The following is a 12679-nucleotide window of genomic DNA, read 5'->3' on the forward strand; positions in this document are numbered from 1 at the left end:
GTTTGGAGCGGCGCTTCAATCACTCCCCCGCGGCGGTCTCCGGGGCGAACCCGCGGCGCATCTGGTTCTCGGTGATGGTCCGCGGCAGCACGAACTGCAACAGGTAGTCCGGGCCGCCGGCCTTCGAGCCGATCCCGCTCAGTTTGAACCCGCCGAACGGCTGGCGGTCCACCAGCGCACCCGTGCACTTGCGGTTGATGTACAGGTTCCCGACCCGGAACTTGCGCTTCACCTTCTCCAGGTGGCTCGGGCTGCGGCTGTAGCACCCGCCCGTCAGCGCGTACTTCGTGCCGTTCGCGATCCGCAGCGCGTCGTCCAGGTCCCTCGCCCGGAGCACCGACAGCACCGGCCCGAAGATCTCCTCCTGCGCGACGCCGGCCGTTTCGGGCACGTCCGCGAAGATCGTCGGCGGGACGAAGTAGCCCTGCTCGGCGAGCGCGCCGAGGTCGGTCTGGTGGGCCAGACGCGACTCACGCTTTCCGGCTTCAATGAACTTCAGGATGCGGTCCCGGGCTTCGGCGTCGATGACCGGCCCCAGCGAGCAGCCCGGATCGTCCGCGGCCTTCACCGCGAGGCTCTTGGTCGCCTCGACGAGCCGGTTCAAGAACTGGTCGTAGATCCCGTCCAGCACGATCGCCCGCGACCCGGCCGAGCACTTCTGCCCGCCGTACCCGAACGCCGAATCGACCACGCCCTTCACGGCCTCGTCGAGGTCGGCGTCGGAATCCACGATGACGGCGTTCTTGCCGCCCATCTCCGCGATCACCTTCTTCACGAAGTTCTGGCCGCCGGGCGTCTTCGACGCCTGCTCGTTGATGAGCAGCGCGACCTTCAGCGACCCCGTGAAGGCGATGAGGGCCACGTCCGGGTGCTGAACGAGCGGCGGGCCGATGACATCGCCGTCGCCGGGGAGGAAGTTCACGACGCCCGGGGGCGCCCCGGCGGCCTGGAGGCACTCCATCAGCTTCGCGCCGATGATGCCGGACTGCTCCGCGGGCTTGAGGACGACCGTGTTGCCCGCCACCAGCGCCGCCGTCGCCATCCCCGCCAGGATCGCGAGCGGGAAGTTCCACGGCGCGATCACCACCGCCACGCCGCGGGGCTCGTAGAAGTAGCGGTTGTCTTCGCCGGGCACGTCGCGCGCCTGCGGCGCGCCGAGCTTTTCCATCTCAACCGCGTAATACTCGCAGAAGTCGATCGCCTCGGCGACATCGGCGTCGGACTCGCGCCACGGCTTGCCGGTCTCGAGCACGATCCACGCGGACAGCTCGAAGCGCCGCTTGCGGAACTGCTCCGCGAGCCGGCGCAGCAGCCCGGTGCGCTCGGCGAGGGGCGTGTCGCGCCACCCGTCGAACGCCGCGAGGCACGACGCCACCGCCCGGTTCGCCTGGTCCACGGTCGCCATCCCGACCTTGCCGAGCACCTCGGACTTGCGCGACGGGTTCTCGCGGGCCAGAACGGCCCCGACGGGCTGCGGCTTGTTGTCGATGACGATCGGGTACGTGCGCCCGAGTTCCTTGCGCACCTGATCGAGCGCCGCGCTCATGGCGGTGCGGCTCGCCGCGACGGAGAAGTCCGTGAGCGGCTCATTCTTGAATGCGGAACGCGGGGCCTGCGAACCGTGTGCCTCAACAACCGCGTGCCCGGCGCTGCCCATGTCGTGTGTCCCGTTGGTGTCCTTCGGTTCCGCGTTCCGCGTTCCGCGTTCCGCATTGGATGCGGGGTTCGTCAGCAACAACTCTTCGGCCAGCCCTTCGGCGAAGCCCTGCCGCAGGAACGAGTCGTTCGAGGAGTTTTCGAGCAGCCGGCGCACGAGGTACGCCATCCCGGGGAGCAGTTGCCCGTAGGGGGTGTAGATGCGCACCCGGTGGCCGAGCGACTGGATCGCCTCCTTGATCGGGTCGGCCATCCCGTAGAGCATCTGGAACTCGTACCGCCGCGGGGGCACGCCGAGCTTCTCCGCCACCGCCAGGGCGTGCGAGATGCTGCGGATGTTGTGCGACCCGAACGCGGGCACCAGCCACTCCACGTTCGCCAGCAGGAACTCCGTGAGCTTCTCGAAGTTCGCGTCCGACTGCCACTTTTTCGTGAAGACCGGAACCGGCCAGTGGTTCTGCGCCGCGACCACGGTTTCGTAGTCCCAGTACGCCCCCTTCACCAGCCGGATCCAGACCGGGCACTTGCGAACGTCCCGCGCCCACGCGAGCAGCGCGTGGAGGTCCGCCTCGGTGTCCGTCAGGTACGCCTGGATCGCGATGCCGACGTGCGGCCAGTCGCGGAACTCGGGCTCGGTCAGGATGTCGCGGAAGATCTGGAGCGTCACGTCCTTGAAGCTGTGCTGCTCCATGTCGAAGTTGACGAACGCGCCCGTCTGCTTCGCGAGGCTCAAAATGGGCCGCAGCCGCCGGCACACGGCGCGGGACGTGCCCGCGGGGTCGATCGGGTCGAACTGGCTGAACAGCGCCGAGAGCTTCACCGACACGTTCACCCGCGGGATCGGGCCGCGGTCGTCGCGGTCGATCGTCGGCTCCTCGGGCCAGTCGTTCACCTCGCGGGTGAGCCCGGCGAGCAGGTCTAGGTACTGCTTCTGGACGTGGTCCGCCTCGACCTCCGTGATCGTGGCCTCGCCGAGCAGGTCGATGGTGAACGCGAGCCGCCGGGTGCGCATCTGGTGGACCGCGGCGACGGCCTCCTGCACGTTGGACCCGGCGATGAACTTGCGGGCCATCTGCTCCGCGCCCTTCTGCGACGCGAACGCCAACCCCTGACCCAGAATCCCCCTATCGGGAATCAGCTTCGTGCCCAATCGCACCCACCACGGCAGCTCGTCCTTGGCCTCGTTGAGGTACTCGCGGAGGTGCCGGGCCACCTCCTTCGGCTCCTTGAGGTACGGGAGCGTGTCCACGAACCGGAAGAGCTGCACCTTGAGCGCCGGGTCGTGCATCCCCAGGCCCATGAGCTTGTCTTCGACCCACGCGCGGGTGAACAGCACCGGCCCCTGCCGGTTCAGCCGGGCGAAGATCTCGCGCCCGTACTCTTTGGTTCGCTCATCGAGGCTCGTAACCGTAGACGACATGGTGACTCACTCTCGGGCACCGGCGCGGCTCGCCAACTTGGATCAAATAAGGTACGATTCACCGGACCTCCCGCTCACCCGTTCGGTGCCCCAATGGTGATCGACAAGATCGGCAAGTTCACCGTACTCAACACGCTCGGCAGCGGTGCCCACAGCAGCATTTTACAAATCCGCCGGGCGGACGATGACCGCGAGTACGCGCTCAAGCTCGTCGACATCGGCGGGAAGGAGGACCTGAAGTACCTGGACCAGGCGAAACACGAGTTCCGCGTGGGGCAGATGCTCAATCATCCCAATCTAGTGAAGGTGTACGCCCTCGAAACCGAGGGCGGGTGGTTCTCCGGCCCGAAAAAGGCCAAGCTCCTGATCGAATACGTTCCGGGGCGGACGATGGACCGCCTGCCCCTGCTCAAAATGGCGAAACTGCTGCGCGTGCTGGAGCGGATCGCGGACGGGCTCACCCACATGCACAAACAGGGCGTGTGCCACGCCGACATGAAGCCGAACAACCTCATGTACGACCGCGGCACCCGGGTGAAGGTGCTCGACTACGGGCTGGCGTGGGTGCGGGGCGAGAGCAAGGACCGGGTTCAGGGCACGCCCGAGTACATCGCGCCCGAAACGGTGGAGCACAAGCTCGTCAACGAGCGCACGGACATTTACAACTTCGGCGCGACGATGTACCGGCTCGCGACGCTGCAGCTCCCGCCGTCGTGGTTCGCCGGGGACGGCATGCTGCCGATGACCAAGAAGCTGTTCAAGGAGCAGCTCAAGCCGGTGCGGGCCGCGAACCCGTTGGTCCCGGAGGGGCTGGCCGACCTGATCCACCAGTGCCTCCAGCCGAACGCGACCAAGCGCCCGGAGCGCATGAGCCACGTGCAGGGCACGCTCGACCAGCTCGCCGACGAGGCCGCCGCCAAGCTCGACGACCCGGGCGTACTGGAGGAATAAGGCAAAAGTGAGAAGGCAAAAGTCAAAATCGGACCGGTGAACCGACTCGCTGCTGTGCCCGTTTTGCCTTTCGCCTTTTCACTTTTGCTTTTTTGATGATGAAAGAGCACTACATCCCGATCCGCGTGGCCGACCTCGTCGGCTACCTGTGCGAGGAGGCCGGGCCGCTCGGCGACCGGCCGCTTTCGGCCGAACAGCGGGCCGCGTTCACCCGGTTCGCGCGCACGGTGTCGGAGCACGTCCACACGCTGTACCTGGCCGAGATCCGCCGGCTCAAGGACGCCTACGCCGCGTTCGACCCCGACGCGGACCCCAGGCCGCTCAGCCCGCCGCAGGGTGCGGAGCGCGCCGCGGCCCTCGACCGCCTGTTCGACACGCTCGTTCACCTGATGCGGCGGGCCAACTACATCCGGCTCACCCGCGACCAGATGGAGGGCATCATGCGCGGGGCGAGCGCGTGGGGCGTGGACATGGACGTGGCCTGGGAGGCGTTCGACAAGGTCGAGGTGTTCTACCGGGGCCGGGGCACGACCACGCGGCAGCGGCCCGGGCTGGTCCGGTTCTGGCGCCGGTTCCCGGTGGAGGTGGCCACGTTCGCCCGCGCCGCGGTGGTGTTCAAGACGCGCCCGCACAAGCGGCTGGACGAGGGCACCGACCACGCCGGCGTCTACATGAAGCTGTTCAAGGACATGCCGCAGATCGACATCGAGATGCTGCTGCCCGGCGGGCGCATCCGGATGCCCCGGTTCGACCGGCTCAAGATCGGCGGGTCGCTCGCCAGCTCGGGCGCGTACCTGCTGTGGAAGCTGAGCCAGTTCCCGCTGATGTCGCTGCTGGGCGGGTTCGGGGTGAACGTGCTGGTCGCGCTGTACACCCCGCTGGCGCTGCTCGCCGGGTACGGGTACAAGACGTGGCACGCGTTCCACTCGTCGCGGCAGACGTACCTGCACCAGTTGCGGCAGAGCCTGTTCTACCAGAACCTCGCGAACAACGGCAGCGTGCTGTTCCGCGCGCTCGACGAGGCCGAGGAGCAGGAGGTGCGCGAGTCGCTGCTCGCGTACTTCTTCCTCTGGAAGTACGGCGGGGACCGGGGCTGGGGCACGGAAGACCTGGACTTCTACATCGAGCGCGACCTGAAGAAGCGGCTCCCGGCGGAGGTGAACTTCGAGATCATCGACGCGCTCGCGAAGCTCATGCGGGCCGGGCTCGTGGTGAAGCGGGACCACCGGTACGTGGCGATACCGATCGAGCAGGCGCAGACCAAGCTGACCGCCATGTGGCAGGGCTACGCGCACACCGACCCGCGGCATTTGCTCCCGGGTGAGTAGAACGAAGAAGAGGATTGGCCGCAAAAAAGCACAAAGGGCACAAAAGGAAACCAAGACAGAAGAGTGAGTTCAGAAGCACTGCTCTGGCTTTCGTTTTGGTTCTCTTTTGTGCCCTTTGTGCTTTTTTGTGGCCAATCTTCTTCCTCTTTCTTGGTCGCCGAGGTGCGTTGTGATTTCCGAGTCGCTGTTGGCGGACCGCGCGCGGGCGGTCGAGGTGTCCGGTGTGCGGAAGATTTTTGAGCTGGGCAAGTCGCTCAAGAGCCCGGTGAACCTCAGCATCGGGCAGCCGCACTTCCCGGTGCCCGACCCCATCAAGGCCGCCGCGAAGGCCGCCATCGACGCGGACCACAACGGGTACACCGTCACCCAGGGCATCCCCGAACTGCTCGCGCGGCTGCGGGCCGACCTGCACCAGCGGTTCCCGGGGCAGGACCGCGACGTGCTCGCCACGAGCGGCACCAGCGGCGGGCTGCTGCTCGCGCTCCTGGCGGTCGTGAACCCCGGCGACGAGGTGATCACCGCCGACCCGTACTTCGTGGCGTACCCGAACATGGTCGCGCTCGCGGGCGGGAAGCTGGTTACGGTCGATACGTACCCGGACTTCCGGCTCGACCTCGCGCAGATCGAGGCGGCGGTGACCCCGCGGACCAAGGTCATCTTGCTGTCCACGCCGTCGAACCCGACCGGCGCCGTGCTCGACGCCGACGCCCAGAAGGCGCTCGCGCAGTTCGCCCGCGACCGCGGCATCCTGCTGATCAGCGACGAGATCTATCGCGCGTTCCATTACGACGGGCCGGCCCACTCGCCCGCCGAGTTCGACCCCAACGTCCTCGTGATCGAAGGGTTCGGCAAAACGTACGGTGTTACGGGGTGGCGGCTCGGCTGGGCGCACGGCCCGAAGTGGCTGGTTCAGGAGATGGCGAAGCTCCAGCAGTGTACGTTCGTGTGCGCGCCGAGCGTCGTGCAGTGGGGCGGCGTCGCGGCGATGGACTACGACGTTTCCGGCATCGTCGCCGACTACCGGCGCAAGCGGGACCAGCTCGTCGCGGCACTCAAAGGCGCGTTCGAGTTCGCGGTGCCGGGCGGGGCGTTCTACCTGTACCCGAAGGCGCCCTGGGGGACCGGCACCGAGTTCGTCACGGAAGCCGTGAAACACAACCTGCTCGTGATCCCGGGCGGCGTGTTCAGCGCACGCGACACGCACTTCCGCGTGTCCTACGCCGCTTCCGACGACACCCTCGCCCGCGGCATCGACATCCTTCTGGAGCTGGCAAAACGGAAGTGATGTCGCTGGCGTTTTGGGGATGAGCTACCTCTATCCCCACCCGGAGTGGTGGGGACGCGCCACGGAATAATTGGAAGTCGCAAAAGAAGTGTGCCCGGCTGACGAACGGCAGCGAATGGGACGGTTGCGCGTAACGGGGCAACACCATGAGCACGGCCGAAGAGGCGGCCGGTACGAGGCGAGGGCGTGTAGCGCCAAAACTCGATCGGGTAGCCCAGCAGATTTTGACAGGATCTACAGGATAGGCAGGATTTTGGGCTGATCTGTCTTCATCCGGTGGATCCTGTTCATCCTGTCAAAATTCTCTTCGTAAATTCCATTTTGCTCTTACCAACTTAGATCATTGTGAAACATACATTCTGGCCTGTGCGATCTTCTCGCGCCGCACAGACCGGAATGTCTGTGCCACAAAGACAAAAACCAATCGTCTACAGGTGGTCTGGCAACGGCTGCAACTCGGGAAAGGCGTTCACGGTCTGATCGGGCGTGTGGTTGAACACGACCCGCCCGGCGGTGTGCCAGTTCCCCTGATGGAAGCTGAACACGGCGGTGGCCGGGCGCGGCTCCTTCGCCGCCGGCACGTCCTCCATGTCGCCCCCCTCGACGGGCGCGAAATCAATCCGCACCGGCACCAGCGCGACGATCGCGCCGGTGGCCGTGTCGCGCACCAGAACCGCGTCGCCGGTGATGGCGCACTTCACCCAGCGCAGCCCCCGGGGCAGTCCGGAGGCGCCGGCGGCCTTCAACAACTGCTCCTCGAACCGCTCGTGCTGGAGCCGGAACAGCTCGCGGCACCGCTCGACGTGGACCGCCCGCCCGAGGTGCCAGAGCCAGCGCACCCCGAGCGCGACGAGCGCCACGACGCCCAGGCCGCCGGCCAACCACCACATGCTCGCTGGGTCCATCGCGCTACCTCGCGAAAATCCCGATCCGGTCCCGGCGGAGCAGGGGGATGGCCCTGAGCGCCCGCTCGGTCTGCGCGCCGTGGTGGCTCCGCGGGAACGCCCGCCGCGGGTCGCTCGCGTCGGTGATCTGCTCGGCACTCAAGCCGGCCGCGAGGTCGGCGGCGATTGCGTTGTAGTCGGCCCGCACCTGGCCGCCGTTCACCATGCCGGTGCCGGTGTTGCCGGGAAAGGCGAGCGCCGCCGCGACACACAGCGTGATCGGCACCCATTTCTTACCGGCCTTCGCCCACACGAGGTACGCGGCGCCGAGCAGCGGCCACGTGAGCATCGAGTAACGGGACCACAGCCCCATGTCTTCCCAGCCCTCGAACCCGGCGCGCCCGACCCCGATCGCCAGCGCCACACCCGTCACCCCGGCCGCGACCGCGATCAGCCCCGCGCCCGAGAGCCTCTGATCCGGCTCCTTCCACCCGCGGAGCACCCGTGCGAGCGTGAGCACGCCGACCGCGATCACCCCGCCGGCCACGAGCGGCCACACCGCACCGAGGCCCATCCCGAGCGACATCGCGAGCACCTCGCCGGTCACGGTGGCGACCCGCACCGCGTCGGTACTGGGCGGCGGGTGGTGTTCGGGACGGTGGTATCCCTGAAAATACGCCGCGACGTACACAACCGGCAGCGCCGTCAGCGCCAGGAGGAGAATCGCCTTCCCCTTCTCACCACCTCGCCACAGCGAGACGGCGACGAACACGAGCCACGCGCCCACGGGCGGCACGAGCACCAATCCCGACCCGTTGGTCAGTGCGAGCAGCATCAGGAGCAGCGCCGCCAGCGCCCCGAGCCGGAACGCGTTCGCGCGGGTGATCCGCAACGCGACGACCGCGAGCAGGGTTGAGAGGGTTGCGAACAGTACGAAACACACCTGGTAGCCCATCACGAAGTTTTCCCAGTGCCCGATGTGCAGCAGCGAGACGGGAAAGAACGCGTCGGCCCAGTGCGGGCGGCCGCGCAACTGCCCTGCGAGCCGCATCAGCCCGAGCGCGAGGGCCGAGAGCATCGCAATCTGGAGGAACATCCCGGTGCGGAAGTCGTGCGTGAGCTTGAAGTAAATGAGGACCACGAGCCGCGGGAGCGGCATCCGGTGTTCGTTGTGCTGCCGCCAGAGCCACTCGCCGGCAGGTTCGTCGCCCAGCAGTGCGGGTACGAACTCCCACTCGTCGGCATAGGGGGCGTTCGTGCCGATCGTCGCGACGAACGCCAGCGCGGCGAGCGTCAGCACGGCCCAGACGGCCAGCAGCACGCGACGGAGCGGCCGGTGCGCTTCGCTTGTCGCGGGGGGCGGTGGTGCGTAAGTTTGAGACATCGCGTCCGTATTTGGAGCGGCCGTGAAGCAGCGCTTCGCTGCGCCAGGCCGCGAGACACGCCGCGCGTTCTTTTCAGGGGCAGTATATGGTCGAGCGTCGCATCGAATTGGATCGGCGGTACAGCCGCAAGAAGAAGATGAAGAAGCTGAAGGCGAAGCTGGAGACCGCGACCGGCGAGGCCCGCGAGAAGATCCTGTACAAGATCAAGCGCCACAGCCCGCTGTGGAAGCCGACCCCCAAGCCGGAAGGGCAGTGATCGGCCGGCCGGTCGCAAGTCCCAGGTCTGTAAGTCTCAGGTCCGCAGGTCGTAAAGTCAGCAGTCGACTTTACGACCTGCGGACCTGAGACTTGCGACTCACTTGCGCAGCACTTCCAGGTCTTCCCAGAACCCCGGGTACGTCTTCGCGACACAGCCCGGGTTCCGAATGACAACTCCGGGCACCTTGAGGCCCACCAGCGCCAGACTCATCGCCATTCGGTGATCGTTGTACGTGTCGATCGCGCAGCCCTTGAGCGGGCGCGGGGTGATCGTGAGCCCGTCTTCGCGCTCCTCGACTTCGGCCCCGAGCTTGCGCAGTTCGATCGCGAGCGCCGCGATGCGGTCCGTTTCCTTGTGGCGGATGTGGGCGACGTTGCGGACGGTCGTGGGGCCGTCGGCGAACAGTGCCACCGCCCCGAGCGTCATCACCGTGTCGCTGATGTCGTTCATGTCCACATCGACCCCGCGGAGCGGGCCGCCGTGAACGGTGATCCCGCCATCGTTCTCCTCGATCCGACAGCCCATTTGTCCCAGCACGTCGACGAACCGCACGTCCCCTTGCAGCGACGCCCGGTTCAGCCCGCGCACCGTAACGCTCCCGCCAAGAACCGCCGCCGCGGCCCAGAAATAGGAAGCGGCTGAGGCGTCCGGCTCGATGTCGTACCGCTCGCGGTGCCCGCGCTGGGGCTCGATGCGGTACGCGTTGGGGGCCACGCGGTCGACACGGATCGCCCAGCTTTCGAGCATCCGCACCGTCATCTCGATGTACGGTTCGGACACGACCGTGCCGTCCAGGTGGACGATCGTGGCCGGGTGCTCGGAGCTGGCGCGGGCGAACGGCACGGCCATCATCAGCGCGCTGAGGAACTGGCTGCTCTTCGCGACCTTGATGTGAACCGGCCCGGTGCGCAGCCCGTTCGCCTCGATCACCACCGGGGGGCACCCGTTACCGCTTTCGCTGGTCGCGTTCACCCCCAGCGCACGCAGCGCGGAGAGCAGATCCTCGATCGGCCGCTCGCGCATGCGCGGGATGCCGTCGAGCCGGTACCGCCCGGCCCCGAGGCTCACCATCGCGGCGAGGAACCGCATCGACGTTCCGGAGTTGGCGACGAACAGGTCGGCGCGGTCGGCCGGGATCGTCCGCGGCGTCGGGTTCGTGACCCGAACGGTGTTCGTCGCCCAGTCCTCGTGAACCGAGTAGCCGAGCTGGGCGAGCGCGCCGAGCATCACCTCGGTGTCCTCGCTCCGAAGGACGCCCCGCAGTTCGCACGGCGCGTCCCCCTTCGCCAGCGCCGCGAGCACCAGCGCGCGGTTGGTGATGCTCTTGCTGCCCGGGACCGTGACGGTCGCGCTCACCGACCGGGCGAGCGGCTGGATTTCGAGTTCGGCAGGGTACGTGTGCGACATGCGGCTATTATCACGAACGGCTCGCGTCTGTCTCCCCTGGCGCCGGGCGATCGGCGCCGGATTCCGGGTAGGTCACGCGCATCAGGAACAGCCCTTCCGGCGGCGCGGTGGGGCCGGCGAGTCGGCGGTCCATCGCGTGGAGCACGTCGGCGATCTGCGTTTCGGGCCAGAACCCGCGGCCGACCTGCACCAGACTCCCGGCGATCGCGCGCACCATGTTGTAGAGGAAGCCGTTCGCCTCCACGTCGATCCAGATGCACTCGCCGAACCGGTTCACGCTCAGGTGCGTGATGGTCCGCACGCTGGTGAGCCGGTTCGGCCACTCCGTCTCGAAGCAGCGGAAGTCGTGGCGCCCCACCAGGCACCGGGACGCCCGCGCCATGGCTTCGGCGTTCAGGTGCTGGCGGACGAACCACGCGTACTTCCGCAAGAACGGGTCTTGCAGCCGGCCGTCCTGCACGACGTAGCGGTACATCTTCCGCACCGCGTCCTTGTTCGCGCAGAAGCTCTGCGGGGCCTCGGTCACCTCGCGCACGCCGACGTCTTCGGGCAGCTTCGCGTTGATCGCCTTCAGCAGCACCGCGCACGAGAGTTTGGACGCGGTGTACACGTTCGCGACCTGGCCGACCGCGTGGACGCCCGAGTCCGTGCGCCCGCTACAGTTCAGGCGCACGCGCGGCTCGCGCGTGATCTCCGCGATGGCTTTTTCGACGGTCTCTTGAACCGTGCGCCGGCCGGGCTGCGTCTGCCAGCCGAAGAAGTCGGTCCCGTCGTAGCGGATGATGAGTTTGAGGTTACGCATTCAAGAGATTTCACCGCAGAGGGCACGAGAGGGCGCGGAGAGAAGACCAAGGACTTCCGGGTCAAAAGTCGTCAGTCAGCAAGTCGTAAAGTCACAAGCCATTATTAAAACTGGGTTTGTGGCTTTATAACTTTCTGATGATCGGGCTTTTGACCCGAAGTCCTTGGTCTTCTCTCCGCGCCCTCTCGTGCCCTCTGCGGTGAACACTGCTTTTTCTGTTCGGCTACTTCACAATGCCGCGCTTGACCAGCTCCTCGGCGCACTGCACCGCGTTGCTGGCCGCGCCCTTGCGGAGGTTGTCGGCGACCACCCACAGGCACAGCGCGTTCGGGTTGCTCGGGTCCTGCCGCACGCGGCCCACGAACGTGTGGTCGCTCCCCTCGGCGTGGATGGGCTGCGGGAACCGCCCGTCCACGACCTCGTCCATGAACACCACGCCCGGGGCCTTCGCCAGCGCCGCCTTGGCGTCGGCGACGGAAACGGGGCGGGCGAACTCGACCGTCACTGCCTCGCTGTGGGCCACCTTCACCGGCACGCGGACGCACGTCGGGCAGACCCCGATGGTCTGGTCGCCGAGGATCTTCCGCGTCTCGTTGATGACCTTGTTTTCTTCTTCCGTGAACCCGTTCGGGTCGAGCGTCCAGTCGAGGGTGACCACGTTCCCCGCGAGCTGCGCCCGGTGCGCCGTCGGCGCGGGCACCGGCTGGCCCGCGGCCCAGGCGCTCGCCTGCGCCGCGAAGTCCGCGAGCCCCTTGGCGCCCTTACCGGACGAGGACTGGTAGGTCGCCACCACCACGCGCCGCACCGGCGCGAGGTCGTGCAGCGGCTTCAGCGCCACGCACAGCGGGATGGCGACGCAGTTCGGGTTCGCGACGATCCCCTTCTTCGCGTTGTGCAGCTCGTGCGCGTTGACCTCCGGCACCACCAGCGGGCAGTCCGGGTCCATGCGCCACGCCGACGAGTTGTCCACCACGATCGCGCCGGCCTTCGCCGCGATCGGGGAGAACTCCTTGCTGATCGAACTCGGGGTGCTGCTCAGGACGATCTGCACGCCCTCGAACGCCTCGGCCCGGATCGCCTCGACCGGGTACGGTTTGCCCGCGAACTCGACGGTTTTGCCCGCGCTTTTCTCGGACGCCAGGAATTTGATCGATTTGACCGGGAAGCTGCGCTCCGCGAGCACCTTCCGGATCAGATCGCCCACGGCACCGGTTGCGCCGACCACCGCCACGTTCACAGGCACTGGAGCACCTCAGTAATTGGAGAAGTGAGGGACGCCGCCCTCACAGAAACCATATGAAA

10 protein-coding genes are annotated in these 12679 nt (G+C 67.1%); 4 read left to right on the forward strand and 6 right to left on the reverse strand.

Going from position 1 to position 12679, the window contains the following annotated elements:
- Nucleotides 1-19: 19 nt before the first annotated feature.
- Nucleotides 20-3076, reverse strand: coding sequence for an L-glutamate gamma-semialdehyde dehydrogenase (gene pruA / locus GobsT_RS32320; RefSeq protein WP_010046869.1), 3057 nt, complete (start codon nucleotides 3074-3076; stop codon nucleotides 20-22).
- Between the two features lie 93 nt (nucleotides 3077-3169).
- Between pruA and GobsT_RS32325 the strand changes: the two genes are divergently transcribed.
- From GobsT_RS32325 to GobsT_RS32335, 3 genes are all read left to right on the forward strand, one after another.
- Nucleotides 3170-4027 (forward strand): serine/threonine protein kinase, encoded by an 858-nt coding sequence (locus GobsT_RS32325; protein WP_010046867.1) that lies wholly within the window; start codon nucleotides 3170-3172, stop codon nucleotides 4025-4027.
- A 95-nt stretch (nucleotides 4028-4122) separates the two neighbouring features.
- Nucleotides 4123-5355, forward strand: a complete 1233-nt coding sequence (locus tag GobsT_RS32330) for a DUF3754 domain-containing protein (protein ID WP_010046865.1) — start codon at nucleotides 4123-4125, stop codon at nucleotides 5353-5355.
- A 172-nt stretch (nucleotides 5356-5527) separates the two neighbouring features.
- Nucleotides 5528-6640, forward strand: a complete 1113-nt coding sequence (locus GobsT_RS32335) for a pyridoxal phosphate-dependent aminotransferase (RefSeq protein WP_029601169.1) — start codon at nucleotides 5528-5530, stop codon at nucleotides 6638-6640.
- A 428-nt stretch (nucleotides 6641-7068) separates the two neighbouring features.
- Here the strand turns inward: GobsT_RS32335 and GobsT_RS38405 are convergent, their stop codons facing one another.
- The gene (locus GobsT_RS38405; protein ID WP_010046863.1) at nucleotides 7069-7545 is read right to left on the reverse strand and encodes a hypothetical protein; all 477 of its coding nucleotides are present in this window, start codon (nucleotides 7543-7545) and stop codon (nucleotides 7069-7071) included.
- A 4-nt stretch (nucleotides 7546-7549) separates the two neighbouring features.
- Nucleotides 7550-8908, reverse strand: a complete 1359-nt coding sequence (locus GobsT_RS32350) for a hypothetical protein (protein ID WP_148087955.1) — start codon at nucleotides 8906-8908, stop codon at nucleotides 7550-7552.
- 86 nt (nucleotides 8909-8994) lie between these two features.
- Here GobsT_RS32350 and GobsT_RS38410 point away from each other — a divergent pair, with 86 nt between their 5' ends.
- The gene (locus tag GobsT_RS38410) at nucleotides 8995-9165 is read left to right on the forward strand and encodes a DUF6800 family protein (protein ID WP_010046860.1); all 171 of its coding nucleotides are present in this window, start codon (nucleotides 8995-8997) and stop codon (nucleotides 9163-9165) included.
- A gap of 99 nt (nucleotides 9166-9264) precedes the next feature.
- On the opposite strand, the gene aroA is transcribed toward GobsT_RS38410, so the two are convergent.
- From aroA to GobsT_RS32365, 3 genes are all read right to left on the reverse strand, one after another.
- Nucleotides 9265-10575, reverse strand: coding sequence for a 3-phosphoshikimate 1-carboxyvinyltransferase (gene aroA / locus GobsT_RS32355; protein ID WP_010052844.1), 1311 nt, complete (start codon nucleotides 10573-10575; stop codon nucleotides 9265-9267).
- 10 nt (nucleotides 10576-10585) lie between these two features.
- The gene (gene truA, locus GobsT_RS32360) at nucleotides 10586-11377 is read right to left on the reverse strand and encodes a tRNA pseudouridine(38-40) synthase TruA (protein WP_010052846.1); all 792 of its coding nucleotides are present in this window, start codon (nucleotides 11375-11377) and stop codon (nucleotides 10586-10588) included.
- A 223-nt stretch (nucleotides 11378-11600) separates the two neighbouring features.
- Nucleotides 11601-12614: an aspartate-semialdehyde dehydrogenase gene (locus GobsT_RS32365; protein WP_010053581.1), complete on the reverse strand. Its 1014-nt coding sequence runs from the start codon at nucleotides 12612-12614 to the stop codon at nucleotides 11601-11603.
- Nucleotides 12615-12679: the final 65 nt, after the last annotated feature.

Origin of the sequence: Gemmata obscuriglobus (genome assembly GCF_008065095.1) — a bacterium.
Lineage (GTDB): Bacteria > Planctomycetota > Planctomycetia > Gemmatales > Gemmataceae > Gemmata > Gemmata obscuriglobus.